At 34.9% G+C, this 25,530-nt stretch carries 25 protein-coding genes; 9 read left to right on the forward strand and 16 right to left on the reverse strand.

What is annotated here, in order from left to right; genetic code table 11:
• The first annotated feature begins 86 nt into the window (after nt 1-86).
• Together P2086_RS07975 and P2086_RS07980 are read left to right on the forward strand one after the other, a co-directional pair.
• A complete protein-coding gene (locus tag P2086_RS07975) occupies nt 87-671 on the forward strand; it encodes an HPP family protein (protein WP_317899924.1) in 585 nt (194 codons plus the stop codon).
• 47 nt (nt 672-718) lie between these two features.
• Nucleotides 719-922 carry a hypothetical protein gene (locus tag P2086_RS07980; RefSeq protein WP_317899925.1) on the forward strand — a complete coding sequence of 68 codons (204 nt, stop codon included), beginning with the start codon at nt 719-721 and terminating at the stop codon, nt 920-922.
• A 133-nt stretch (nt 923-1,055) separates the two neighbouring features.
• Here P2086_RS07980 and P2086_RS07985 read toward each other — a convergent pair whose 3' ends face one another.
• Nucleotides 1,056-2,795 (reverse strand): ABC transporter ATP-binding protein, encoded by a 1,740-nt coding sequence (locus tag P2086_RS07985; RefSeq protein WP_317899926.1) that lies wholly within the window; start codon nt 2,793-2,795, stop codon nt 1,056-1,058.
• A 273-nt stretch (nt 2,796-3,068) separates the two neighbouring features.
• Here P2086_RS07985 and P2086_RS07990 point away from each other — a divergent pair, with 273 nt between their 5' ends.
• The 3 genes from P2086_RS07990 (at nt 3,069) to P2086_RS08000 (ending at nt 7,870) form a co-directional block, all read left to right on the forward strand.
• Complete coding sequence (locus tag P2086_RS07990; protein ID WP_317899927.1) at nt 3,069-4,172, forward strand: Glu/Leu/Phe/Val dehydrogenase dimerization domain-containing protein; 1,104 nt, start codon at nt 3,069-3,071, stop codon at nt 4,170-4,172.
• A 75-nt stretch (nt 4,173-4,247) separates the two neighbouring features.
• Nucleotides 4,248-5,186: a transcription antitermination protein NusB gene (locus P2086_RS07995; RefSeq protein ID WP_317899928.1), complete on the forward strand. Its 939-nt coding sequence runs from the start codon at nt 4,248-4,250 to the stop codon at nt 5,184-5,186.
• Nucleotides 5,187-5,308: 122 nt separating this feature from the next.
• On the forward strand, nt 5,309-7,870 hold the full coding sequence (locus P2086_RS08000) for a T9SS type B sorting domain-containing protein (protein ID WP_317899929.1): 2,562 nt from the start codon (nt 5,309-5,311) through the stop codon (nt 7,868-7,870).
• 83 nt (nt 7,871-7,953) lie between these two features.
• On the opposite strand, the gene P2086_RS08005 is transcribed toward P2086_RS08000, so the two are convergent.
• From P2086_RS08005 to P2086_RS08060, 12 genes are all read right to left on the reverse strand, one after another.
• Nucleotides 7,954-8,220 (reverse strand): zinc ribbon domain-containing protein, encoded by a 267-nt coding sequence (locus tag P2086_RS08005; protein ID WP_317899930.1) that lies wholly within the window; start codon nt 8,218-8,220, stop codon nt 7,954-7,956.
• Between the two features lie 10 nt (nt 8,221-8,230).
• Entirely contained in the window at nt 8,231-8,716 is a 486-nt protein-coding gene (locus P2086_RS08010) for a GNAT family N-acetyltransferase (RefSeq protein ID WP_317899931.1), read from the reverse strand.
• A 64-nt stretch (nt 8,717-8,780) separates the two neighbouring features.
• Nucleotides 8,781-9,209, reverse strand: coding sequence for a type II toxin-antitoxin system VapC family toxin (locus tag P2086_RS08015; RefSeq protein WP_317899932.1), 429 nt, complete (start codon nt 9,207-9,209; stop codon nt 8,781-8,783).
• On the reverse strand, nt 9,206-9,454 hold the full coding sequence (locus P2086_RS08020; RefSeq protein WP_317899933.1) for a DUF6364 family protein: 249 nt from the start codon (nt 9,452-9,454) through the stop codon (nt 9,206-9,208). The genes P2086_RS08015 and P2086_RS08020 overlap by 4 nt, the downstream gene beginning before the upstream one ends.
• Nucleotides 9,455-9,615: 161 nt before the next feature.
• On the reverse strand, nt 9,616-10,077 hold the full coding sequence (locus P2086_RS08025) for a YxiG-like protein (RefSeq protein ID WP_317899934.1): 462 nt from the start codon (nt 10,075-10,077) through the stop codon (nt 9,616-9,618).
• A 140-nt stretch (nt 10,078-10,217) separates the two neighbouring features.
• Nucleotides 10,218-10,379: a hypothetical protein gene (locus P2086_RS08030; RefSeq protein WP_317899935.1), complete on the reverse strand. Its 162-nt coding sequence runs from the start codon at nt 10,377-10,379 to the stop codon at nt 10,218-10,220.
• On the reverse strand, nt 10,366-10,830 hold the full coding sequence (locus P2086_RS08035; RefSeq protein ID WP_317899936.1) for a PIN domain-containing protein: 465 nt from the start codon (nt 10,828-10,830) through the stop codon (nt 10,366-10,368). The genes P2086_RS08030 and P2086_RS08035 overlap by 14 nt, the downstream gene beginning before the upstream one ends.
• Before the next feature lie 435 nt (nt 10,831-11,265).
• Nucleotides 11,266-13,464: a tetratricopeptide repeat protein gene (locus P2086_RS08040; protein ID WP_317899937.1), complete on the reverse strand. Its 2,199-nt coding sequence runs from the start codon at nt 13,462-13,464 to the stop codon at nt 11,266-11,268.
• Nucleotides 13,465-13,932: 468 nt separating this feature from the next.
• On the reverse strand, nt 13,933-15,066 hold the full coding sequence (locus P2086_RS08045; protein WP_317899938.1) for a peptidylprolyl isomerase: 1,134 nt from the start codon (nt 15,064-15,066) through the stop codon (nt 13,933-13,935).
• Between the two features lie 121 nt (nt 15,067-15,187).
• Nucleotides 15,188-15,679 carry a hypothetical protein gene (locus P2086_RS08050; RefSeq protein ID WP_317899939.1) on the reverse strand — a complete coding sequence of 164 codons (492 nt, stop codon included), beginning with the start codon at nt 15,677-15,679 and terminating at the stop codon, nt 15,188-15,190.
• 68 nt (nt 15,680-15,747) lie between these two features.
• Complete coding sequence (locus tag P2086_RS08055) at nt 15,748-16,713, reverse strand: NAD(P)-dependent alcohol dehydrogenase (RefSeq protein ID WP_317899940.1); 966 nt, start codon at nt 16,711-16,713, stop codon at nt 15,748-15,750.
• A 97-nt stretch (nt 16,714-16,810) separates the two neighbouring features.
• Complete coding sequence (locus P2086_RS08060) at nt 16,811-17,707, reverse strand: RsmD family RNA methyltransferase (RefSeq protein WP_317899941.1); 897 nt, start codon at nt 17,705-17,707, stop codon at nt 16,811-16,813.
• A 117-nt stretch (nt 17,708-17,824) separates the two neighbouring features.
• Here P2086_RS08060 and P2086_RS08065 point away from each other — a divergent pair, with 117 nt between their 5' ends.
• The 4 genes from P2086_RS08065 (at nt 17,825) to P2086_RS08080 (ending at nt 23,990) form a co-directional block, all read left to right on the forward strand.
• A complete protein-coding gene (locus P2086_RS08065) occupies nt 17,825-19,255 on the forward strand; it encodes an MFS transporter (RefSeq protein ID WP_317899942.1) in 1,431 nt (476 codons plus the stop codon).
• Between the two features lie 91 nt (nt 19,256-19,346).
• Nucleotides 19,347-20,333, forward strand: a complete 987-nt coding sequence (locus P2086_RS08070; protein WP_317899943.1) for an isoaspartyl peptidase/L-asparaginase family protein — start codon at nt 19,347-19,349, stop codon at nt 20,331-20,333.
• A complete protein-coding gene (locus tag P2086_RS08075) occupies nt 20,333-21,007 on the forward strand; it encodes a copper homeostasis protein CutC (protein ID WP_317899944.1) in 675 nt (224 codons plus the stop codon). The genes P2086_RS08070 and P2086_RS08075 overlap by 1 nt, the downstream gene beginning before the upstream one ends.
• A gap of 58 nt (nt 21,008-21,065) precedes the next feature.
• The gene (locus P2086_RS08080; protein ID WP_317899945.1) at nt 21,066-23,990 is read left to right on the forward strand and encodes a GH92 family glycosyl hydrolase; all 2,925 of its coding nucleotides are present in this window, start codon (nt 21,066-21,068) and stop codon (nt 23,988-23,990) included.
• A 1-nt stretch (nt 23,991) separates the two neighbouring features.
• Here the strand turns inward: P2086_RS08080 and P2086_RS08085 are convergent, their stop codons facing one another.
• The 3 genes from P2086_RS08085 to P2086_RS08095 all read right to left on the reverse strand — a co-directional run bounded on the left by P2086_RS08085 (nt 23,992) and on the right by P2086_RS08095 (nt 25,468).
• Entirely contained in the window at nt 23,992-24,468 is a 477-nt protein-coding gene (locus P2086_RS08085) for a hypothetical protein (protein ID WP_317899946.1), read from the reverse strand.
• The gene (locus P2086_RS08090) at nt 24,452-24,718 is read right to left on the reverse strand and encodes a hypothetical protein (protein WP_317899947.1); all 267 of its coding nucleotides are present in this window, start codon (nt 24,716-24,718) and stop codon (nt 24,452-24,454) included. Before P2086_RS08090 ends, P2086_RS08085 begins: the two co-directional genes overlap by 17 nt.
• A gap of 183 nt (nt 24,719-24,901) precedes the next feature.
• Nucleotides 24,902-25,468 (reverse strand): hypothetical protein, encoded by a 567-nt coding sequence (locus P2086_RS08095; protein ID WP_317899948.1) that lies wholly within the window; start codon nt 25,466-25,468, stop codon nt 24,902-24,904.
• Nucleotides 25,469-25,530: the final 62 nt, after the last annotated feature.

Consider the following 25,530-nt stretch of genomic DNA (forward strand, 5'->3'; position numbering starts at 1 on the left):
TTTTCATTTCCACTACAGTTTAATCGTCAAAGTTTCGTTAACCAATCACAAAACAAATACAATCTTAGTATCTTCGCACACTTTTTATGGTTAAAGAAAAAATAAAACGTAATTACCGCATTGCGAAATACGTGGTTTACAGACAAACTATTGTAGAACCTATTGATCATTTTTGGACATTTCTGGGGGCTTTTATCGGTATTGCTACTATTGGGTTAATTCAAGGCACACAATTTGGTGAGGTAGATAATGTTTTTTTGATTGGTTCATTTGGAGCAAGTGCAGTGTTAATTTTTGGAGCAACAAACAGTCCGCTTGCTCAACCCCGTAACCTTATTGGTGGGCATTTAGTTTCTGCCATAGTAGGAGTTTGTGTACATAAGCTATTGCCCAATCAACTTTGGATCGCTTCTGCCATATCTGTATCACTTGCAATTGTTGGCATGCAAATTACCAAAACATTGCACCCTCCTGGTGGAGCAACGGCGCTTATTGCCAACATTGGCACTGAAAAAATAAAAGCTTTGGGTTTTTTTTATATTCTCTCTCCAGTTTTATCAGGCGTACTTATTTTATTTGTAGTCGCTATAGTGGTTAATAATATTCCCAAACACAGAAATTACCCTTATAAAAGAAAGTGGTATTGGGAACGCTTCAAAAATAAAAAGTAACTCTTCGAAGCTTTTGTTACCTTAGTTTCAAATTAAAACCAAGCAAAATGGATAAAAAAAGAAGAAGGGGAATAGTTGCACTATTTCTAGTATTATCAATTGGAAGTTTTTTAAGAATAGACGGATATGAAGAGGTGAGACCTTTAATTTTTATTTCAATTTTTGGTATAGGTTTAACTGCTGGTATCCTGTTGAGTGATTTGGGACATCTTTTGAGAAGTAGAAAAGGTGATAAGGATAAATTAGTATAACTTGATTCTCTGTGTTCTGGTTAAAAGTTCACGGTTATACGTTAAGCGTAATAAGTTAATGGTTATACGTTAAGGGTTATTCTAATTGCAACTTCTAACCTATAACTTCTAACCTATAACTTCTAACTCTCGATTAATGTCTCTGTAACTGATTCAAATGAGCGTAATTTTTCCCAAGATCCAAAAGTTCTTCGTGGGTGCCCATTTCTACTATTTCACCGTCTTTTAAATAAAGAATAAGGTCTGCATTTTTGATGCTCGAAATGCGATGACTCACAATCACACTGGTTTTACCCTTCATTTCCTTTTTTAAATTTGCAAGAATAAACTCTTCTGTTTCGCTATCTACAGCACTTAAACAATCATCAAAAATAAGAAGTTGTGGTTTGTTAATGATCGCTCTTGCAATCGAAATCCTTTGTTTTTGTCCGCCGCTTAATGTCACTCCCCGCTCACCGACAACCGTTTCAAACTTATCTGCAAAGCCTAAAATATTTTCATAAACACCGGCTTGTTTCGCGGCTTCCTCAACTAGTTTTCTATCAACATCTAAATCAGGACTTCCAAATGAAATGTTATTTGCTACGCTGTCACTAAATAGAAATACTTCTTGAGGCACAATACCACAGTTTTTTCGCAGAAGATGTAAATTATGTTGTTTGATGTTTTTGTTATCAATAAGAATTTCGCCAGCATTTGGATCATACTGTCGGGTAATTAAATTAATGATACTGGATTTGCCACTGCCCACTTGTCCAGTTATTCCTAGCGATTTACCTTGTTTTAGTTTAAAGGAAATATTTTTTAAAGCTGTAATATTATTTTCAGGATACGTAAAACTTACATTTTTAAATTCAAGATCCCCATTAATTTTATAGATTTCCAGATTGCCATTTTTAATAGTTGGTTCCTGTTCCAAAAATTCATTAATGCGTTCTTGTGATGCCGCGGCCCTTTGAACAAGAGAAGTCACCCATCCTAAAGAGGCGAAAGGCCAGGTTAAACGAAAAACGTATAAAATAAATTCAGTAATATTTCCTGGCTCTATTTTATTTTCAATAGTTAATTTTCCACCGTACCAAACGGTAATTAAAACGCTGAGGCCTATCATTAAAGCCATTACCGGTGCAAACAAGGATTCTATGGAAGCTAATTTTAGTGCTTCTTTTTTATAACTTTCATTCTTTTCACCCATTTGCTCCTGAAAAAACTTTTCGCGGGCATAGGCTTTAATAATGCGAATGGCGCTAAACGATTCTTGGGCTTGCGTTGTGAGTCTACTCAATTCTTGCTGAACCTTTGTGCTTTGTTTGCTAATCATATCCGACACTTTATAGATAATGAAGGATAAGATTGGAAGTGGTAAAAATACCAGAAGTGTTAAAGTGGTATTTACACGCAACATAAAAATTAAGATAGTAACGGTTGTCACAATGGTATTGGCTATGTACATGATAGCCGGACCTGTGTACATTCGCACCTTGCTAACATCTTCACTAATACGGTTCATCAAATCTCCGGTAGTGTTTTTTTTGTAAAAGCCTGCATCCAGATATTGGTAGTGGTTATAAATTTGATTTTTTTGATCGTATTCAATATGTCGACTCATTACAATAATTGTTTGCCGCATTAAGAACATAAACAGACCGCTAATAAGCGCCAATCCTATTATTGTTAAACCATACTGAATAAAAATCGTAGAATCAACATTCGTTTCTTTATTAATAATACTGATGATTTTATTGGTACCGTTTCTTACGATAACACCTTGGTAGGTTCCAAATATTGTCGAAAGAGATACGAAGAGAAGTCCGCTTAAAAAGTGCCATTTATACTTGAGAAAGTAGGAATTTAATACTTTGAGATGTTTCACAGCCTAAAGGTATGGGTTTTTAGGTAAAAAAATGGTACAAGGAATCTGGCTAGATTTGCCACGAATTACACGAATTAACACGAAGATTTGAAACATGCAAACTTAACTAAAGCGATGTAAATTACTTGAAAATGCCATTATGCTATAAATCAACGAAAGTGAGCATCTTTATTTAGTGAAAATTCGTGCAATTAGTGGCTATATTGTATGTGTAATTTCTTTTGTTTATTGTGTCAATTACCCTAAATTTGCCATTCTTAGAACAAAACGATCATGGAGGTAAAAACCTTAAATAATTCAGATTTAATTAAAAATCCGGTTATCGGCCAAATGAGCTTGAGTAACCACGAGCAAATTTTATTTTGCAACGATAATGCAACTGGTTTAAAAGCCATCATTGCGATCCATAACACTGTACTCGGACCTTCCTTAGGCGGCACACGTATGTGGAACTACAACAATGAAATGGAAGCATTAACAGATGTACTGCGTTTATCACGTGGTATGACATATAAGTCCTCTGTTGCTGGCTTAAACTTAGGTGGCGGAAAAGCTGTAATAATAGGAGATCCAAAGAAGATAAAGAACGAAGCGTTATTACGTCGTTTTGGAAAATTCGTGGATAGTCTTGGTGGGAAATACATTACTGCTGAGGACGTTGCTATGACAAGCCGCGATATGGAAATTATTAAAATGGAAACGGATTATGTAAGTGGTTTACCTGAAAACATGGGTGGAAGCGGAAATCCTAGTCCCGTTACTGCTTATGGTGTTTATGTAAGTATGAAAGCGAGCGCAAAAGAAGTGTGGGGAAATGATAGCTTAAGCGGAAAAAAAGTTTTAGTTCAAGGAATTGGTCATGTTGGTGAAGTTCTTGTTGATCATTTAACTAAAGAAGGCGCTAAAGTTTACATTCACGATATCAGTGAAGAACGTTTAAAATTAGCAGCAGCTAAATACAAAGCGGAAGTGGTTACTGAAGATAAAATGTTCGATTTGGATATTGATATCTACGCTCCATGTGCTTTGGGTGCAACTGTAAACGACGAAACTTTAGGAAAATTAAAATGTAAAATTATTTGCGGTGCTGCTAATAATCAATTAGCTGATGAAAAACACCACGGAGAGGTTGTTGGAAAACAAGGTATTTTATACGCTCCAGATTATGTAGTAAACGCAGGAGGAATTATTAATGTGTATTACGAATTGGAAGGTTATAATAGAGAGCGTGCTATGACTCACGCTGAAAAAATATACGACACCACTTTTAATTTATTTCAGTTAGCTAAAAAAGAAGGTATTCCAACTTACATGGCAGCTAACCGTTTGGGCGAAGAGCGTATTGCGGCAATTGCTAGAATTAACGCCGTATTGTAATTAAGAAAATTCCGAAAGAATCGGAATAATACTCACACGAATTGTGTTATAGTAAGTCGTGTCTAAAAAAATAAAATGCTAAACAGAAGATTTTTAAGAATAAAAGTGATGCAGGCTCTGTATTCATTTTTTCAACACGAAAAAGCAAATACAGCACTTTTTGAGAAGGAATTATTTAAGAGTCTTGATAAAATACAAGAGTTATACCTTTCTATTTTAGCTTTGGTAATGGACATTCATCACATGGCTTTAATGGTGATCGATGAAAGTAAAAATAAGCACCGTCCAAACGCACAAGATCTTGACCCGAATTTAAAATTCGTAAACAATACGCTTTTAATGAGCATGGTTAACAACCAAGATCTTAAAAATCAAATTGAAAAACGTAAAATTTCCTGGCAAAACGATAACGACGTTGTGAGACGTATTTTTAACCTAATTAGAAACGGCGAAGAGTATAAAGCCTATCTGGAATTGGATAGTCCTGGAATAAAAGAAGACCGCGAATTTATCGTTGCTATCATTACTGAATATTTAAGCGAGAATGAAGTTTTGATTTCTTTATTTGAAGAAAAAAATATTCATTGGGCGGATGATACCTTTGTAGCATTTAATTCTGTGATTAGAAATTTTGAAGACTTTACGGGTGAGTTTAAAATGCAACCACTTTTAAAAGACGAAAAAGACGATCTTGAATTTATGAGTGTGCTATTTAACAAGACGATTGTTTATCACCAACAATTTGAAGAATTAATTGGCAGACATACCCAAAACTGGGAAGTAGAGCGTATTGCGAACATGGATATGCTTTTAATGGAGATGGCACTTTCAGAAATATTGTATTTGCCTAACGTTCCAATCAAAGCATCTTTAAACGAATACATTGATATCAGTAAAGAATACAGCACACCAAATAGCAAAACCTTTGTGAATGGGGTGTTGGATAAAATAATTGCTGAATTAAAACGCGATAACCGCATCGTTAAAACGGGAAGAGGTTTAAAAGAGAACTAGATTCACTGTTTTCGCTCTTCGATTTGTAATATTTATAGAATCTTTCGTGAATAGAATGCCATTTTTTAAAAATTGCACAGTTTTTGTATTAGATGTACATCTAATAAGCTTTTTTAAAACGCATGATCAAGCAAATAGTAGTAAGAATATTAACAGGAATTATTCTCTTATGCCATTTGCATTCCTACTCCCAATTTAAATGTCCTGATAGTCTCATTTATACATTTAAAGCCTACGCAACACAGTCGATAATTGTAAGCTGGGATCCATTTGCCGGACCATGGACCCCCGTAACTTTTACCAATCAGCCAGTTACAGATGTCGGACTTTTTGGAGGTATAGCGGGACTTGCGCTTTCACCGAATTTAAATAACGGCACCTTGTCCCCGACTTTTTATACAACACAATACGGGGGATTATTCTACTGGAGTGGTGTAAGTTGGATAAACACCAACGTGACTATCAGTAATGATAACATTTATGGACTGGTTGGTTGTGGAAATTCAATTTACGGGTTAAGCTCTTCGAATCCCGGATCCTATAAAGTGCATAAGTATACCCCTCCAAGTCCAGTAAGTACAGTTTTAACACTTACAACAAATATTGCGGGATCTATTGTTTCTGATTGCAATTGCAATTTTTATCTTCTTAGTTCAAGTACGCTCTATAAGTATGATCCAAATGGTACATTGTTAACCACGTATACTGTTAATGGGCTTCCATTTGTTACCTCATTAGCTACACGCTTTGCAATCATAGGTAACACAATTTATGTGATAGGTATTGGACCAGCTCAGCCAGGAAATGTAATTTATAAAGGGAAAGGAACAATTATTGGAAACAGCATAACAACAAGCTCCTTAGCAGGGTTAAGCATAAATGGTACAGCAGTAGCAATCACCTCTTGCCCATTTTCTTTAAATATGAATGTCGCTGCCACTATTGCCAGTAATACAATAGGGTGCAATCCTCCAACTGCAAGTCTTGCGGTAAACACTACGGTAACACCACTCAATTATAATTGGAGTGGGCCTGGTCTCATGGCTCCAGTTGGTAATGGCCCTACCGTAAATGTAAATGCTCCAGGAACTTATTCGTGTTATGTAAAGGATGGTTTTTGTGCTGATACTATTCTAAGTTTGGTTACTACGGTGACAACAAATACAACGCTTGTAACACCTGCGATTTTACCTGGTGCCAATTTATGTTTTGAGCCCAATATGAATCTTTTTTCTTCACTCAGTTCACCACAGTATTCTTACACTTGGACAGGCCCAAATATTTTAGGAGCGAATACTTCTACTGCAATTGGTATTCAAGGCCCAGGAACTTATAGTCTTAAGGTCACAGAAATAAATAACGGCTGTGTTGGATCTGTGGCATCCAGCATATTACCTGTGCCTTTACTAAATTTTGGAATAAGCTCTCCAACACTTTGTGTGTATTCAACTAATGGAAAAAATATAGCGATTTTGAGTTACAGCGGTGCACTCAATTATACACTCCTTGTGAATTCAGGTTTTTCGATACAACTCATTCCATCGCAACCTGTAATCCTTTCTCAAACAATTCCCTATTCGACTATTGGCTCAACTGGCGCAGCCACTCTTTATGGAACCAATGGAGTATGTACCACTTCGGTAATAACTAATTTCAGTGTCTTACCTGTTACTAAAATTACTGCTACGTCATCAAAGTCTTTGGTCTGCAACGGGACTTCCGTAACGCTAGTGGCAGATGGTGCTGTAAGCTATTCCTGGACACCATTAAATAAAATAAAATCTATTAATAATAATTTAGTTTCAGTCGATATTCTTGGTTCAACTCAGTTTTCGGTTGTAGGACTGGATATTTATGGGTGTAATAGCGCGCCTGAAATAATTTCTGTAAATATTTTTCCGTTACATGCAGGTCAACTTATATTTAAAGATCCCATCTGTTCTTCAGACTGTAAAGAATTTACTTTTGTCCCTAGTATTAAAGTGGGTAACAAAATTTATACGAACTGGACTTTAGAAACAAAATCATTTCCTCAAACAGAAAAAATTAATGCCTGTTTTCCAATGGAAGGGCCACATAAACTTTTTGTAACATTGACAGACAGTGTTCATCAATGTGCCAATTCACTTGCATTTACTTTGAATGTTTATCCCAAGCCGAAAGCAGATTTTAATTATCTACCAGAAAAGCCAGTCGAAAATCTTGAAGAAGTTCAATTCATCAGTAATTCGCTTGGAGAACAACAGAATGAATGGAATTGGTTTGTCTATAAATCTGGTTTAAATAAAGCTAAAGGAGAACGCACTGCTTTTAAATTTCAAGATGCTGGAATTTATTCTGTGGCCCTTATAACAAAGAATAAATGGGGCTGTGCAGATACTTCGATACAAGCCATTCACGTGGAAGAAGATTTTTTGTTTTACATGCCAAATTCTTTCACACCGAACGATGATCTTAAAAATGAATTGTTTCTGCCTGTCACGCGAGGCGTAAAACAAATTGATTTTTCAATATTCAATCAATGGGGGCAATTGGTTTTTAAAACGAATAGTATTTCAGAAGGCTGGGATGGAATGTTTAAGGGAAATCCTTGCCAAGAGGATATTTACATTTGGAAGGTAGAACTATCAACAAAACTCGGCGCATCGAAAAAATTTAATGGTCATGTTTTGCTAATGAGATAAAATTAATTTAGATAGTTATAACATTTAGAATATTGAAAGGTCTACAAAATATGTTAGACCTTTTTCTTTAAGTGTTTTAGGATTTAAGAATTTTTCCATCTCTGTAAACGTTTCATTCCCCTGGTAAATAACCAGGATGTGAATTTTGAATGCCCGCCCTCTATCATTTTCTCTTTGCAGTAATCTTGAAACTCGAGCACATTTGTTCCTCTGTACTTAAATTCGCCATTCTCAAAACAGTAGGAACAATACATTGTACTTTTACTTCCATCGGCATTGGAGCCTCCGCCTTTTTCATCACGCTTTAAAGGCATTCCGCATGACTGGCAATTTTTGTTTGTTGTTTCCATGATTTTTATTTTAGTGTTTTTTGTTTATCCATTTTATTTTTACCGCCGAAATTTTTTCTACCTCAAGTCTTTCTTTTGTAAGAATTTCAAAACCACATTTCTCATAAAATTTGAGTGGAGAGAGATAGGCCTCTCCATTCTTTTTCTTGTCATTGTTATGGTCTATTACCCAACCATTCAACACATTTTCTGATTGTTTTAATTTGTCCAGCATTTTTCGTCCGAACCCTTGGCCTTTTATTTTTTCAGACAAAATGATTGCGAACCACTTTTCATTTTCTCGCTCAAATGAAAAAGCCCAACCTAAAATTAAATTTTCTTTATCTGTCAGCAAAAGATGTTTAAGGCTTGTAAGATTTTTCATGTAATCATCAAATTCTTCTGAGCTCTTGTATGAGAGTTTTTCTGGATATTCAGCGTTCCATAAATTAAGCACTTGGCTTTTTGCAAGTTCGTCTAATTCAGTCACCTCTGTTATTTTCAAATTATCTTTCATTTAAGTGAGCCAATAAAAAATTTGCAAATGCATGTACAAATGTCCGCTGGCGCCAGAGCCCGTGTTACCTGCTGGTGCTTTCGACTAGTGAGACCGCTTCTTTTGGAGTCAATATTGGCAATGAACTTGATTTAAAGTCTTTAGTGTCACGAGTAACAATGAAGTCGATTTTACTTAGAGATTTTGCACAGTTGTATTGAATGGCATCTTCAAAGTCTTTGAAGTCAGATTTAATTGACTTTTTAATGATGTCTTTGGTAACGTCGATAATGTCTGTCCATTCATTTAATTCGGCCAACATTTTAATTGTTTCTGCATGTGAACACGATTGTCGTAATATGTAGTAAATATTATTATAAGAAACCGCAGATATATAAATGTTTATTTCCTTTTTAAAAGAATAATTGAAAAGCCTAGCAGCTTCTATTGAAAAAGGTTTACGGTCTGCGAAAAAGTCAATTAATACGTTAGTGTCTAAAAAAATATTCTTCATGATTTATATTTTTTCAGCAGACCTTTTGTTAATTCTTTTTTATAATCATAATCCTCTGGTAACTCTATAGCACCCATTAGTTTTAAGATTTTAGGAGAAATAGTTTCTACTTTATTTTCTTTAGACGTCAATGACATAAGATAGTTTTCTACTATGTCCGACAGACTTTTGCCTTTTTGTTTGGCGTATTTTTTTGCAATTGAGATTACTGAGTCGTCAATTGTCAAAGTGAGTTTTGTTGTCATGATACGTGTAAATATGTCAGTAAATATACGTGTAAAATTTGAGACTACCAAATACCTGTCCGGATAGCACTTGCAGGTAACGTTTTGCGCCTAGGCTCAGTTTTTGCTTGTCCAAATATAGTGTTTGAGCGCTAACACGCAAAAATTGAGCTTAGGCGCTGTTATAGGGCGTTTTTATTTTTGTCTGTACGTTTTAATACTTTTGTGTCGAGGTCGTGAAATACTAATGTCAGTTCGTAAGCATTTGTTTCAATGAAAATTTTATAGAATTTGTTTCCGTATGTTTTTTCTAATTGAATTAATTCGTCTGTATTTTCTGTCAGTGTCAAACCCGGATATGTCACGGCATAATTTACACCCCAAATAAAAGCTAAAGGATAATCTGATTCATTTTGTCTGGAAGGGTCAAGTAACCTGTCGTCCATTGAATAGTGCTCGGGTTTTACAATTACTTTAAAGTCCGCCTTGATACAACCTTTAAAAACATACTGAATTTCTTCTTCGTAGTCTTGTCCGCATATTAAACCAATTATTTCATAGTCACGAATATTGTCGAGTATACCGTGTCTGATAATTGCTTGGTCAAAAAGGTCGTGTTGGTCTAATTTTTCTTTAATTGTCATGGTTGTCAAAATGCCCTATAACGGAATGCAGCTTGGCCTAGTGCCCGCCTGTCCGTAAAGTTAAATGCCCGAATGTCCAACGAGATGCCAAAATGCAAAATGCGCGGGCATTAGGCCAAACTGCTGTTACCGGCTGTGCTTTATTGTCCAACTGATTTGAGTCCGCTCTTTTTGATGTGAGTCTCAATGTATGCTTTTAATTCTTCGAATGTCATACCTGAAGTTTCAGAACTTATTTTGTCTCTGATCTCTCGCATCATTTTTACAGCGTCAAACGTTTTTGTTTTTTTATTCGTCTCCATATTTTATTAAATCTTTCGGACTTCTAATTTCAATCATTGGAAAACCAAGTCTGAGGTTTACCGAATTATAGCCTTTAATTCTGTCCAGGTTAACAATGTGTTTAAAATTCCAACTTGCTAATACGTCCACACGATTAATTGTGGCTAAAGCAATATGTCTGCAATCTTCAATGCTAGTTTTACCTACTACTTTTTCTGAAACATAAGTGTCCGCAAGTTTCAAAGCCTCCTCAGTCAATAAAACGCGTTCAAAATTGTCTGAGGAGTAATTTTGTAGTAGCTGTCTAACACGTTCAGGTGCATATATTAACTCAAGGTCAAGTAGGTCTGAGATAACAAAAACTATTTCCTTTTTTTCAAGTCTGTCGAAGAGGCTCATTGTAGCTTCTTTAAACTCTTCGTCAAAATAACCTCCTACGACCGAAGTGTCTATGTAAATTCGCTGTTTCACAATATTAAAGATACGGATTTTATCCTAATTGATAAAATGTCTTGGAGTCCTGTCTGCACAAGCATTGCCGGTAACGGATTGCGCCTAGGCACAGTTTTTTGCTTGTCCAAGTTATGCATTTGAGCGCTAACGCGCAAAAAATTGGGCTTAGGCGCTGTTAGTACCTAGTTGCCGCTACACAGTTTAACTTCTGTTCACGTGTCCGCCGATAAATTGTAATATTGTCAAACCGATTTTTTACGCCCGAACTTTTTAATTTTTTGTGCGATAGGAATGCAATTTGAAAAATTGCTTGTTCTAATGTCCGCACAGGTGGGGTGGGAATTTCGCAAGCTTATTTGGCGCCACAAAAAGTATTTGCCTTTGAAAAGAAGCGCCAAATGTGCTTGTGAAATGCGCAAAGGTTTAGGGCATCCGTTGGATAACTGTCTGCGGCTATTTCGACAAAGAAATATATTTTGATGTCAAAATAACTTTCTTATGATCAGATTTAAATTTCGCCTTATAAATCTCATTTGCCTGCGTAAAATATTTCAAAGCTTCATTTTTTCTTTTTTCTTTTAATCTGATTTCGCCTAAACCTGTTAAGTTATCGGCTATCTTATCGTGTTGGCTGTCAAGTGTTTTATTTATTATTTCTAATGCCTGTTGAAATAGATTTTCGGATTCTGATAATTTCCCTTCTTTAAGCCTCAGATAGGCTTTATTATAAAGCACAGTTGCATAATCAGGGTGATTTTTTCCAATTTGCATTTCATATATTCTCATCGTTCTGTTAAACAAAGTGTCCGCTTCTATAAATCTATTTTTTCTACTTTTTATAAGTCCTATCCCATTTAGTGTAGAACCAAAGCTTATTTTATCTTCCATTTTATTAGTAGTATCAATTGAAAGACATTGCTCGTATAATTTTTCAGATTCGTTTGTGTTTTCAATAAGGTAATTTATGTATGCTTCACTCCTGATGTACTGTGTCAAATATGGGTTATTCTTTTCCTCAAAGTATATGATTGCAATTTTTTTAGCCATTTGCGCCTGATCTAATGCGGCTTGATACTGTGTTAAATCACATTTTAAACTTGATAAGGCATCTAAGATGTCTGCGTATTGAATGGTTGTATTGTTAGTATAACTTAAAGCTTCATTAAATAAATTTTCTGCCGTTTCATAAAATCCTTGGTAATGCTTAACTAATCCTAGCCTTAGGAGTAAACTCCCATAGAAGTTATCTTTTGAAGAAGTGATTTTTTCAAGAATTTTGATTGACTTATTACAGCCTTGTTCAGCTTCCTTGTAGTCAGCTAGCGCTATATTAACTATGTTTAATCCATTAAGCACATTTAAGTAATAATAAGTATTTTCCCCATTAATTTTAAAAACTCTATTTAGAGATTGTTCCATTAAGGCTTTTGCTTTACGAAAATCTCCTTTGTTTAAAACATGAAAGGCGTAATTAGTGAGAGAAATTGAGTAGTCATGAGATTGTGAATATGTCTTTGTATCAAACGCTTTCTCAAAATATGCATCTGCCGAATCATAAATTTGCCTTTTTGAATATGTCCAACCGATATCAGCATAGACGCCTGCAAGCGTATTAATGATAATGTCCTCTGGTTGATCCTTAAATTGTAAGCTGTTATAGTTCTTGGAACCACTTGTCAGTATAATTACGGCCGATTGGTAAACTTTAATCGCCTGTTGATAATAGTATTGTTCTCGATAGGAATTTGCTAGCAATTTCAAAGTTAATGCATAATAAATGTTTTTAGTTTTAAAATGATTTTCATACAAGTTCAGGGCCTCAATGAATAGTGAATCGGCTTTATTGTATTTTTCAGCTCGCACATACAGCTCGCCTAAAAGGGTTTTTAAATATGCATTTTCTTGAGAGCTGTCTCCGTAAAGAATTCTAAGAGGTCGTTGTATGGCATAAATATTTTCGAGAACTTTATCGTCAGAACCTTCATAAATATTTTTCTCGATAAGACCCCAATATGCTCTATACTGAGCTATAAAACCATCGAAATAAGTTGTGTCATATCCGATTTCATAAAACTCTATTGCCTTTTGTGAAAAAACAAGGCTTTGCTCATATTCTTTGTTTTCTGAAAGCTGCATTGCCAATTTATAATTTTTTTGAGCCAAACCTCTACTGTGCAAAGTAGGTATATTTCTATTGAGATAAATGTTGATGAAATCTAATGGAAGGAAAAGTATAATTACACTCAAAGTAATAATAACGGAACATCTAATTATAAGTCCTTTATAATATTTGACTTTTTCAATTAATGCATTCTTTCTGTTTCTGCGTAATAGATGTATAAGTAGAAAAAATAAAACTAGATTCGGGGCATTTAATAATAACAGTATAGCGTTAGGCATATTAAAGATTTTGAGTGTGAAACCCATAATACCTGAAGCGAAAGCCACACCGCAAAAAATTGCAAAGAAAGTTGACTTTACCTTATTGGTGTATTCATCTGGTATGTACAACTGATAACCTAAAAATGAAATATATAAGAAAGCCAAAAAGTGGACAAGTGCATAAACCCCAGATTCAATTTCAAATCCAAAAATATTATTCAGATAAAAAAGTAAGACTATACCAAAAACTATGATTTCTATTTTCTTCATGGGTACAAGCGAATGCATATTTACATATTTTATTTTAAATAATTCTTAAATTAGGATGGTAAAACTCTTAAGTTTCGTTTTCTGTGTGTAGGAGATTGCAGCTTATTTGTTTGGCTTTACCAAATGTCCTCCCTGGCCAAACAAATGTGCTGCAATTGCTATAGCCATTATGCGCCGCGTCACGTCGCAGAGAAAAGCGTCGAAAAAAAAAATTAAAAATCGTCTTGGAATATATTTGTTTAGTTGTCGAGACGTCAACCGAAATGTTGTCGACCGGAATGCCAGAAGTTTTTGAAACCGAAAACTCTTTTGTCCAGCGTAAAATCGTCATTGGAGATGTCCGCTGCGGCAATTGGTACTAACTACCTTATACCCGCTATAATCTTTCGCTTATCCAACATACATATGGGAGATTGGCGAATGTTTATGACGGAGATTAAATCCATAAAACGAAGCAAAAATGCGTAATTATTTAACAATAATTTTTCCCTGAAAGGTTTCCTTTTCTGAAATAAGCTTATAAGAATACACGCCCTTATCTTTTCCTTCCAAATTAATTTCGTGACTTGTTTCTTTAAAAGTATTTGTGTAAATAAGTTTTCCTGTTACATCCAACACCTCTAGTTGATCTCCAAGTTGTGCATTCTCAAATACAAATTTCCCTGAACTAGGGTTTGGAAAGACAGTAAACTTTGAAGCTTCTTGCTTTTGTTTAATACCTACGAGATCTATGAAAGTTTCGAAGGTCCAAACGTCTGACCAATCACTTACATGGCCACCGTTGTTTGCTTTTACTCGCCAGTAATATTTTGTTCCTGGTAACAAACCACTATTAACATAAGCCGAAAGATTTCCAGTTTCTAAAGTTTTAATAATAGATGTAAAACTAGAATCATCTGCAACTTCAAGCGTGTAAATTATTCCTACTGGTACAGCGTTCCATTTTAATAAAGGTGCAATGTTTATACTTACAGAAAGGCTATTATCAGGCGGTGAATTAAGTGTAGGTTTTAAAGGAAGTGTGTCGTTGGAGCCTATGTAGGTTATATGCATTTCATGTTTTACGTTTGGTAAGTCATTTGAATTTCTTGGTGCTAATACAATTGAATCAGCATAATTCATTCCACCTATTACTCTTCCATAAACAGAATATTGCCCGTTTAAATTTGGAGCGGCAGCTACACAAATGAAAAATTGTGAAGTGGCTGAATTAATATTTGTGGATCTTGCAGCCGATAATATCCCTCTTAAATGTTTGGCAGCACTAAATTCTGCATTTACATTAGGTTGACTAGGCTGACCGAATCCCCAGGTAGAAGTTGCTCCATGTCTTGAGTTGGGATCGCCTCCTTGTATCATAAATCCTGGAATAACACGATGAAAAGCCGTGCTGTCGTAGAACTGCATACTCACTAAGCTGTCAAAATTACGTGTGTGATGATAAGCTATAGCTGGGAATAATTCTACTTTTATTGATCCCAAATAAATCCCACCACGTTTTACATCAATATTATACATGGGTTTTCCAGTATAAACAACCTGTGCTTTTGTGAAATTTGCAACGAATAAAAAAATAGATAAAAAGGTGTAGATTTTTTTCATGAATCGAATTTTAAAAAATAATTAAATAAATGCTTATACGAATATAATGAAATTCAATTGTTTTTAAAATCAATACGTAAATCACTTTATGAGCAGCAAACTCTATGCACAATCAAATCAACTAAGATTGAATTACGGTCCAAGCTTCTTTTGTACTTAATTCTGGTCTGCCATTCATTTTAAGATAAGTGAACAATTGATAGCGATAGGCAGCTAGCCATTTAATGGGTGCATTAATGATCGCGATACCTAGAACCATTTTTTCTTTTGATGGAAGTTCGACTTCTTTTTTATTCAGATCCTCTTCTGTAATCATGTTCATGTACATAAGAATTTCTTCCATTTGTTGGTCTAAACGTTCTTTAAAATTTTCACGCGTTAAAGTTTTGCGGTGTTCACGAATTTTCACCCATTCTTCTGGTGTGAGGTCGTTTTTCACAAACCAACGCATCATCACAGCACCAATACCCGAAAGGTATTGCATAAGTTCAATGGTGTTACGCATTTTTTCAGCCGGCCTAAAATCAAGATCCCGTTCTTCGATAAAAGGTGCTAATTGCTTCAATAGAAAAATTTCTCTTTGAAGATTTTGGAGGAGATGTTGTTTGAACATTTTTTTTAATATAAAGTTAAAATAAGAACTAAAGAAGCATTTATATTAAATCCCCTTTTTCTTAAGAATCAATCAACAATTTTTAAAACTACATTTCCTGTTTTTTCGCCACTTTCAACATAACGGGTAGCTTCTAAAAATTGATCAAATGGATAAGTACGATCAATAATTGCTTTGTATTTTCCCGATTCAATAATCTCTTTAAATAAAAGAATATCCTTTTGAGAATCGGTTGGTATTGGAAATTTTACTCTTTTACCACCAAAAAGTGGTGAGAAAATAGCCAGAAAAATATTCTGGGAAAGGAATCCTAATTCTGTTGAGATATAAACGCCTTTACGTTTAAGGATTTTTTTACAACGAAAGAAGGAACTTTTACCTACAGCATCTAACACAAAATCGAAACGGTCACTGGTCTTTGTGAAATCTTCTTGTGTATAGTCCTTAACGCTATCAGCACCAAGTGATTTTATAAGCTCTAAATTTTTTGTGTTTCCAACCGCAGTAATTTCTGCGCCATAAAATTTGGCTAATTGCACGCATGCTGTGCCAATTGATCCTGTTGCGCCATTGATAAGTATTTTTTTTGGAGAACTAAAATCAATCTGACGAATCATATTCATAGCTAACATCATTCCATCGCAAACAGCTGTAGCTTCATCAAATGTCATGTTAGTTGGTTTCGTTGCAATGGAAGCTGTTTCTGCCATACAAATATATTCAGCATGTGTTCCAAATTTCCAAGTACTTAAACCAAATATGGCATCGCCTGTTTTAAATTTACTGACGTTTTTACCAATTGCCTCAACTTCTCCTACAAGTTCATTTCCCAAAATAGTATTTTTGGGTTTAAATATTCCGCTAAATAGTCTTACAATAAAGTATTCTGGTTTTCTAAAACCGCAATCGGTTCTGTTTACGGTGCTGCTATGAATTTTAATGAGTACTTCGTTATCTTTTGGAATGGGCTTTTCTACCTCTCTAAGTGATAATACGTCAGGTGATCCATAAACGGTATTTACGATTGCTTTCATAGGGCATGAAAGTAATTTAATTTTAGGGATTAAATTCCATACTTACGTCAATGGTTACAATTCGTGGTGAATGGTTTAAGTGTAGTGCTTGACTAAGCTAAATTTCTTTTTTCAAGTTACCCCAAACGCCAAGGGGAAGCTTTATTCCGCTTTTTGCATTCAGATATAATTCGCCAATTGTCAATTCAGATTTATTTTTTGTAGCAAAAGGTTGTAATAAATTTTCAGGCACTAAGGCCGAAAATCCTAAGGAGTATGCGTTTAATATTAATAGGTGTTCTTTCGGATCAAGAATTTGTAACACGCTTGCAATCATCTCCGAAATATTATCTTCCAATTTCCATTTTTCTCCATTAGGCCCGTGACCAAATGCAGGTGGGTCTAAAATAATGCCTTGATATAAATTACCTCGACGTAATTCTTTTTTTACAAACTTTAAAGCATCGTCTACTAGCCAACGAATGTTGTCTAATTTTGATTTCTGCATGTTTTCGTTTGCCCAGGTAACCACTTGCTTAATGCTATCAACATGTGTTACTTCAGCTCCAGCAGATCGCGCGGCAATAGAGGCGCCACCGGTGTAAGCAAATAAATTTAAAAATTTAGCTTTCGGTTTATTATGAAGAAAACTATATATTTTGTCCCAATTGACTGCCTGCTCTGGAAAAATACCAACGTGTTTAAACGATGTTAATCCCAAACGAAAAACCAACCCGTGACTTTCGACTTTTGACTTTTGACTTCCGACTAAATACGTAATATCCCACTGATCTGGCATTTGCTTAATTCTTTTCCAATCACCGCTGCTCGATGAGCGAGGAACAAATTTTACGTGCGCTAATTTTTCCCACTCACTTTCAGAATATATTTTTGGCCAAACAGCTTGCGGCTCAGGACGAATGGTGATGTATTTTCCAAATCGTTCTAGTTTTTCAAAATCGCCACAGTCTATTAACTCGTAATCTGAAAAATTGGTAGGTGAGAGTAATTGCATACTTAAAAATTATGAGACCAAATTTACAATTAAAACAGGAAGGTTAACAAATCTTCAGTAAAAATTGGATATTCGGAATAATTTAAAATACCTTACATCAAATTTCAAACTACCACTATGCACACAAACCGTTCGGCTTTTGTCACATTAATTTCGGTGTTTTTTTTCTGGGGCTTTGTAGCGGCCAGCAACGACATACTCATTCCTGTTTTCAAAGAAAAATTACATTTGGAACAATGGCAAAGCCAACTTATTTCTGTAGCATTTTACCTAGCGTACACCGTCGGCTCCATCATTTATATTTTACTTTCTAAACTAAATGGCGGTGATATTCTTAATCGTTTAGGCTATAAGAACGGAATTGCGCTTGGCTTAAGCATTTCGGCTGTTGGAACATTATTGTTTTATCCAGCCGCTGAATTAGTTTCATTTAATTTAATGATTACAGGTTTATTTATTGTGGCTTTGGGTTTTTCATTACAACAAACTGCAGCGAATCCTTTGGCTATTGTCATGGGAAATCCCAAACAGGCTTCGCAACGTCTTAGTATGGCTGGCGGAATAAATAATGTGGGCACAACTATTGGACCTTTAGTTGTGAGTTTTGCGATTTTTGGTTCTGTTGGTGACAGTTTGAAACTGGATAGTATTTCGTCTGTGAAAGTACCCTATCTCATATTGGGGGCAGCTTTTTTGGTTGTGGCAGTTATATTTAAATTTTCTTCCCTGCCCAATCAAATTTTTAATGAAGAGGAAGGTGCAAAACCTAATGATGGTGAAAGTCGTGGCAGTTCTCTAAAATATCCACAATTGGTTTTAGGAATGATTGCTATTTTCCTTTACGTAGGTGTTGAGGTGGCAACGGCTTCCAATTTGCCGGAATATATGAAACAGTATATTAATATTGAAACGAGTCAGGCTGCCCCATATATTTCTTTGTTTTGGGCAAGTTTAATGATTGGTCGGTGGACTAGCTCGGCCGGGGCTTTTGAAACGTCTTCTGGTTTAAAAAAATCATTAAGATTCGTTATGCCGTATTTAGCTTTCGGCGTTTTTTTACTTGTAAACGCTATTGCAAAAAGCAATCTAGCTGTTTTTTATCCTTATTCTTTCGTCATCTTAATTTTAATTCTTGCCGATATTTTAAGCAAAGGAAATCCAGCAAGACAATTGGTTATTTTTTCTTTCTGTGGAATTGCAGCGTTAATTACAGGTATGATGACAAATGGGTTAATGAGTGTCTATGCTTTTATTAGTGTGGGGTTATTTTGTTCCACTCTTTGGCCATGCATTTTTACACTAGCAATAACGGGTTTAGGAAAGTATACCAATCAAGGTTCAAGTTATTTAATTATGATGATTATGGGTGGTGGAATTGTGAGTTGGTTACAAGGCTGGCTGGCCGGACCAGAAATAATTGGAATAAAGGCAAGCTATTGGGTGGGAGTTTTTTGTTTTGCGTATCTCGCTTTTTACGGATGGAAATCTTCTGTAATTCTTCGCTCACAAGGCATTGAACTTGATGCGGCTAACGAAACTTCTCACTAAAATAATTCATTTGCAGAATAAATAGAAATTGATTGTTTAGTTTTGAGTAAAGTTTTAGTTTATGTTATATTATTTTCTAATAAAATAAATCATGGCTTCAAGAAGAAAATTTTTAAAACTCTCTACTTTAACTACTGCATTATTTGCAGTAAATAAGAATAAAGCAGTTAATCTTATTCAAACAGATTCTAAGACAATTAAACCAATAGTTATTTCCACCTGGCGTTTTGGTATCGAAGCAAATGCTGAAGCTTGGAATATTTTAAAGAAGGGCGGACGTGCTCTAGATGCTGTTGAGGCAGGTGTTAAGATTCCAGAAGGAGATGCAAATGAAAGAAGTGTTGGATTAGGTGGCAGACCCGACAGAGATGGCCGAGTAACATTAGATGCTTGTATAATGGACGAAAACATGAACATTGGTTCTGTCGCATGTTTAGAGCACATTGTTCATCCTATTTCAGTGGCACGCGCCGTAATGGAAAAAACTCCTCATGTCATGCTCACTGGTGAAGGTGCTTTACAATTCGCTTTGGCACAAGGCTTCAAAAAAGAGAATTTACTTACTCCCGAATCTGATAAGGAATGGAAAGAGTGGTTAAAAGAATCCAAATACAAACCGGTTGTAAATATTGAGAACCACGATACCATTGGTATGGTTGCTTTAGATAAGAATGGAAATTTGTCGGGTGCCTGCACAACAAGTGGAATGGCTTTTAAAATGCATGGCCGAGTGGGGGATTCACCAATTATTGGTGCTGGTTTGTATGTGGATAATGAAGTGGGTGCAGCAACGGCCACTGGTCATGGCGAGGAAGTAATTCGTATTGCTGGTTGCCACACAGTTATCGAATTCATGCGGCAAGGTTTCTCGCCAGAAGAGGCCTGCAAAAAGGCAGTGGAACGCATTATCTCTAGTGCTAAAAAAAGAAATAAGGCTTTAAGTGAATTACAAATTGGATTTATTGCGATAAATAAAAATGGCGAGCATGGTGCTTATTGTCTGCAAAAAGGATTTAATTATGCGGTGTATTCTCCGGAAATAAAAAACGAGTTGCATAATGCTAAAAGTTTGTATTAATGTCTACACCAAAACTTCTTGAGATTGCATGTTTTAATCTAGAGTCTGCTTTGATTGCTGAAAAGGCTGGAGCAGACAGAATCGAATTTTGTATTGATTATGAAGTTGGAGGAATAAGTCCGCCAATAGATCTAATTTTAGAAGCCAGAGAGAAAATTAAAATTCCAGTGTATGTGATGGTGCGCCAACGCGAAGGTAATTTTGTTTATTCAGAAATTGAAATTCAATGGATGATACAATACGTTTTGTTTTGCGCAACCCATGGAATAAATGGAATTGTATTTGGTGCACTTACAGGAGAAAATGAGATTGACCTTAAAACCTGTGTTCGTCTTATAGAAGCTGCAGGAAATATGTCTATTACATTTCACCGTGCGATTGATGAATGCGTTAATAGGGAGGGCTCAATAAATCAACTCATTAGTTTAGGTATAAATAAAATTCTTACTTCTGGTGGACAAAAGGACGCACTAAGCGGACTAGAAAAAATTAAAAAGCTGCAATCTACGTTTGGTAAAAAAATAATTATTATGCCGGGTGGAGGCTTAAGGTCTGAGAATATTAAACTGTTAATGGATTCTGGTTGTTCTGAATTCCATTCGTCAGCTTTAGAAAAAAATTCCTTTATCGCTGATGCTAAGGAAATTCAAACTCTTAAACAGCTTTTAACATAAGCGCGATCATTGTGTATAAAAAATTAGTAATTTTCATCTTTAAAATGCTTTAATTTTTATGAAGAAATTTTTCCTTTTTATTGGCTTATCACTCTTAGTGAATACAAAGTTAGTTTCACAAATAGATTATAGTTCTTATGTGAATCCATTTATTGGCACAGGTGGACATGGTCATACTTTTCCCGGAGCAGTTCTTCCTTTTGGAATGGTGCAGTTAAGCCCAGATACGCGTGTAGATGGAAGTTGGGACGGATGTAGTGGGTATCATTACAGTGATAATTTTATTTACGGATTTTCACATACTCATTTGAGCGGCACTGGTTGCAGCGATTATGGTGATATTTTGATTATGCCAATGTCTGGAAAACCTTCTACAGATAATAAGATATATGGTTCTAAATTTTCACACGCAAACGAAAAAGCAAGTCCTGGATATTATGAAGTGCTATTAGATGATGATAAAATAAAAGCAGAACTAACAGTAACGCCAAGAGTTGGTATTCACCGTTATACTTTTTCAAAATCACAAGAATCAAATGTGGTCCTTGATCTTTTGCACCGTGATAAGGCTATAAATTATCATATGCGAATGATTGATAGCGTTACTATAACAGGTTACCGTGTAAGTGAAGCTTGGGCTAAAAAACAGCATGTGTATTTTGTTATGAAATTCTCTAAGCCGTTTGAAAAAATGGAGTATATCGTGAAGGGAAATTTTAAAGAGCAACTTACAAAGTTGGGTGGTGGACCTCAAGGTGCTTATTTTAGATTTAATACGAAAGATGGTAAACCATTAATGGTAAAGGTTGCTATTTCTACCACAGGCATTGAAGGTGCAATAAAAAATTTGGAAGCCGAAGCAACGCATTGGGATTTTGATAAATATAAAAAAGAAGCCGAAGCAGCCTGGAATACTCAATTACAAAAGATTGAAGTAAGCGATCCAGATAAAAATAAAATGACGACGTTTTATACTGCACTTTATCACACGTGTATACACCCTTCTTTAAATATAGATGTTGATGGAACTTACCGCGGAAGAGATGACCTTCTTCATAACACGAAAAATTCAATTAACTATACCGTGTTTTCTTTGTGGGATACTTATCGAGCATTAAATCCACTAATGACAATCATCGAACCAAAACGTGTTTCCGATTTTATCAATACATTTTTAACGCAGTATCAACAATCTGGACGTTTGCCTGTTTGGGAGCTATCTGGCAATGAAACCGATTGTATGATTGGATTTCATTCGGTATCCGTAATAGCAGATGCAATGCTAAAAGATATTAAAGGATTTGACCAAAACCTTGCCTACGAAGCTATGAAGTCCGCAGCGACTTATTCAGGTTTTGGAATTCCTATTTTTAATAAAAAAGGTTTTTTAGAAATTGATGATGAAAGTGAAAGTGTTAGCAGAACATTGGAGTATGCATACGATAATTGGTGCATTGCACAAGTTGCTAAAAAATTAAATAAACCGGCTGATGCGGCTTTGTATTATAAACGTTCATTAGCATACTATAATTTATTTGATCAACAGACTGGCACTATGCGACCAAGAAAAAATGGAAATTGGTTAACACCTTTTTCTCCTTCAGAGATTAATAACCATTTTACAGAAGGTAATAGCTGGCAATACTCCTTTTATGTACCACACGATATTGAAAATTTAATAAAATTACATGGTGGTTCTGAAAAATTTGAAGGTAAGCTGGATGAATTATTCACCACGAAAGAAAAAACGAGTGGTCGCGAACAGGCAGATGTAACAGGACTTATCGGTCAATATGCGCATGGCAACGAACCAAGTCACCACATGGCGTATTTATATAATTATGTAGGGAAACCACAAAAATCGATAGAACGTGTGCACCAGATTTTAAATGACTTTTATAAAAGTGCACCCGACGGTTTAATAGGAAACGAAGACTGTGGACAAATGAGTGCTTGGTATGTTTATAGCGCTCTTGGATTCTATCCGGTTTGTCCTGGTTCATTACAATTAATAGTAGGCGAACCACTTTTCGCAAATTCCAAATTGCATTTTGAGAATGGTAAAACTATGGAAATAGTCGCCGCGCCAGGGAATGGTAAAATAATTAAAGAGATAAGTGTAAACGATAAATCGTCACTTCTATCATATCTCGATTATACAACGCTCATGAAAGGTGGTAAAATTGTTTTTAACTATGAAGAAAAAACAAAACCAGTGAAATATGGAAAGGGAACTCTTCCACCTTCTAATGTTTCTAAAACAAGTATCATTCCGTTACCTCTTATTAAATCAAGCTCTCAGGTATTTAAAGATCAGCTTGAATTAAGTATCAGTTCTGTAAATACAACTTCTGGAATCTGTTATTATACACTTGATGGAACAGAGCCAACGAAAAAATCTAACCTATACAAAGAGCCGTTTACAGTAAATAAAAATACTGTTGTTAAAGCAAAAACGTATACAAAATCAGACAGCAGTGAAGTTATCCGGTCAAAATTTTTTAAACTTAAGTACGATTTCGATATTACCATAAAGTCAAAAGCAAATTCGCAATACGCTGCCGAAGGTTCGCAAACAATGATGGATAGCATCATAGCGAATGAAAACTGGCGTAGGGGAGATTGGTTGGGTTATCAGGGACAAGATTTTGAATGCCTCATCGATATGAAACAAGAAAAAACAATAAATTATTTAAGCCTCAATTTTTTGCAAGACAGTCAATCATGGATTGTATTTCCGGCTAGTGTAAATTTTTATATTTCTAACGATAACAAGAAATTTACTTTACTAGAGACTATGCCAAATACTGAAAAAGCAGAAAATGAAAAAGTACAAGTACATAAATTTGAAAAGCAATTAGCGAAGTCAACGAATACTAGATATATTAAGATAGTAGCAAAAAATTTCGGCAAACTTCCCGATTGGCATAAGGGTAAAGGTGGCGACGCTTTTATTTTTGTTGATGAGCTGGAGGTGAGGTAGATTATTTTTTCCGTAATTCCTCAATTCTTAGAAGTTGACTCAAGTCGTTTAAGTCTTTTGGTCTCCCAGAAATCATTTTATTCTGTTTAAGATGATTAATGTGTATAAATGGAATGTTTAATTCTTCAAGCTGCAGTATTGTTTTCAATTCCCAAGCTTCTAGCCATTTAACGCCTACTATTTTTGTCAAAAAATCAATTACAAAAGGTGGAGTGTTGCCTATATGAAATGCCATTGGAGTAGAAAAGTCAGCATCATTAATCTTTTTAATATCGTTTGCAAGAATCCCAATTTCTTCAAGACAAACTATAAGTTTTAATTTATTCTCGTTCGTTGGTTCTAGCCATATGTCTATATCGCCAGTAGGTCTAGAATATCCATAAAAATTTACAGCAACACCTCCAACGAGTAGAAAATTCACATTGTTTTTTAATAGAATTTTTAAAAGTTCTAGATGTTCATTATGGAATATATTCATAACTAGAAAAGATTATGGGTGCATTTTTAAAACTAACTTTTTTTGTGTCATTGTTTTTAAAAGCATAGTTGTTAAGTTGTTGCATCATTATTAGACGTTCTGAATAATCTTTATTCATGCTGCCAGTAAGTAAAATATCACCCTGTGTTTCAATTGAACTAAAAACGATCCCTGAATTCCTGTAAATAGCCAAAGGATCGTTTAATGCATTGTTTTCTTCAGATTCAATTTTATGTTTTTTTTTAGTCATTGGAGTAAAGTAAAATTAACATTCAAAATCCTTAAACACGGATAGCAAATCTTAATTTCAGTTAAAGTGACTCTAAAATACGATTAAATTTTGCTTTTTTAAATAGAGCTTCGCTTAAATCCTCATTTTGGTTTTTAGAAAGCTAAGTTTTTTGCGGAAACTCGAATGCTTTGCAGCATCTCATTAATAAAGATCTTTTATGCACTGTTCTCTTATTTCCCAGATCTCATCAAGACTGTATGTAATTCTATGTTCCTGATTTAACCATGCTTGCAAATGTTTTTTATGAAAACTGATTTTGTATTCTGTTATTTGCTCCGGTGAAAGAGCAACTTCTTGCAAGATATCTTTTTCAAAATTTCCTGCACCCCAATTTACTTTTGTAAAATCTAGTATTTCGTTTTTACAACGTAAGTAATTATGTGCTTCAGGAATGTACTTTAATTTATGCTTTTCTAAAGTGCGTTTTACAGCAGGTGTGTTTTCGCCATTCATTGCAAAGATTCCTAAAATTAGTTTTACATCTTTCACTGAATTTTCTTCAGCCAAACGTTTTAATAAGGCATGTTTTGTGCTGCACGTACCGCAATTATCTGTAAATAGTGTAAGGAGATCATTCTTATTTTTATTTCGACGATAAGGCAGTTCTTGAACGAACTCACATGCCTTGTTAAAGTAAGAAATGCCTAAACTCAGAAATTTACTTGAAATTTCTCCTTTGTTTTGTATAAGAAAATTAAATTTAGACATGTAATGAATAACAAACACCCTATGTTTTAAAACTCTTAAAACGACTCTTACAAATTTAAATC

The organism is Aurantibacillus circumpalustris (genome assembly GCF_029625215.1).
In the GTDB taxonomy this organism is placed as follows: Bacteria; Bacteroidota; Bacteroidia; order B-17B0; family Aurantibacillaceae; genus Aurantibacillus; species Aurantibacillus circumpalustris.

Excerpts from the sequence above, each read along its gene's own strand:
- P2086_RS08045 (WP_317899938.1), bottom strand. The coding sequence starts at position 15,066 with ATGAAAAAAATCTACACCTTTTTATCTATTTTTTTATTCGTTGCAAAT.
- P2086_RS08060 (WP_317899941.1), bottom strand. The coding sequence starts at position 17,707 with ATGCAATTACTCTCACCTACCAATTTTTCAGATTACGAGTTAATAGAC.
- P2086_RS08025 (WP_317899934.1), bottom strand. The coding sequence starts at position 10,077 with ATGACAATTAAAGAAAAATTAGACCAACACGACCTTTTTGACCAAGCA.
- P2086_RS07975 (WP_317899924.1), top strand. The coding sequence starts at position 87 with ATGGTTAAAGAAAAAATAAAACGTAATTACCGCATTGCGAAATACGTG.
- P2086_RS08020 (WP_317899933.1), bottom strand. The coding sequence starts at position 9,454 with ATGACAACAAAACTCACTTTGACAATTGACGACTCAGTAATCTCAATT.
- P2086_RS08010 (WP_317899931.1), bottom strand. The coding sequence starts at position 8,716 with ATGAAAGATAATTTGAAAATAACAGAGGTGACTGAATTAGACGAACTT.
- P2086_RS08040 (WP_317899937.1), bottom strand. The coding sequence starts at position 13,464 with ATGAAGAAAATAGAAATCATAGTTTTTGGTATAGTCTTACTTTTTTAT.
- P2086_RS08015 (WP_317899932.1), bottom strand. The coding sequence starts at position 9,209 with ATGAAGAATATTTTTTTAGACACTAACGTATTAATTGACTTTTTCGCA.
- P2086_RS08075 (WP_317899944.1), top strand. The coding sequence starts at position 20,333 with ATGTCTACACCAAAACTTCTTGAGATTGCATGTTTTAATCTAGAGTCT.
- P2086_RS08090 (WP_317899947.1), bottom strand. The coding sequence starts at position 24,718 with ATGACTAAAAAAAAACATAAAATTGAATCTGAAGAAAACAATGCATTA.
- P2086_RS08055 (WP_317899940.1), bottom strand. The coding sequence starts at position 16,713 with ATGAAAGCAATCGTAAATACCGTTTATGGATCACCTGACGTATTATCA.
- P2086_RS08050 (WP_317899939.1), bottom strand. The coding sequence starts at position 15,679 with ATGTTCAAACAACATCTCCTCCAAAATCTTCAAAGAGAAATTTTTCTA.
- P2086_RS07995 (WP_317899928.1), top strand. The coding sequence starts at position 4,248 with ATGCTAAACAGAAGATTTTTAAGAATAAAAGTGATGCAGGCTCTGTAT.
- P2086_RS08030 (WP_317899935.1), bottom strand. The coding sequence starts at position 10,379 with ATGGAGACGAATAAAAAAACAAAAACGTTTGACGCTGTAAAAATGATG.
- P2086_RS08005 (WP_317899930.1), bottom strand. The coding sequence starts at position 8,220 with ATGGAAACAACAAACAAAAATTGCCAGTCATGCGGAATGCCTTTAAAG.
- P2086_RS07980 (WP_317899925.1), top strand. The coding sequence starts at position 719 with ATGGATAAAAAAAGAAGAAGGGGAATAGTTGCACTATTTCTAGTATTA.
- P2086_RS08070 (WP_317899943.1), top strand. The coding sequence starts at position 19,347 with ATGGCTTCAAGAAGAAAATTTTTAAAACTCTCTACTTTAACTACTGCA.
- P2086_RS08085 (WP_317899946.1), bottom strand. The coding sequence starts at position 24,468 with ATGAATATATTCCATAATGAACATCTAGAACTTTTAAAAATTCTATTA.
- P2086_RS07990 (WP_317899927.1), top strand. The coding sequence starts at position 3,069 with ATGGAGGTAAAAACCTTAAATAATTCAGATTTAATTAAAAATCCGGTT.
- P2086_RS08065 (WP_317899942.1), top strand. The coding sequence starts at position 17,825 with ATGCACACAAACCGTTCGGCTTTTGTCACATTAATTTCGGTGTTTTTT.
- P2086_RS08095 (WP_317899948.1), bottom strand. The coding sequence starts at position 25,468 with ATGTCTAAATTTAATTTTCTTATACAAAACAAAGGAGAAATTTCAAGT.
- P2086_RS08080 (WP_317899945.1), top strand. The coding sequence starts at position 21,066 with ATGAAGAAATTTTTCCTTTTTATTGGCTTATCACTCTTAGTGAATACA.
- P2086_RS08000 (WP_317899929.1), top strand. The coding sequence starts at position 5,309 with ATGATCAAGCAAATAGTAGTAAGAATATTAACAGGAATTATTCTCTTA.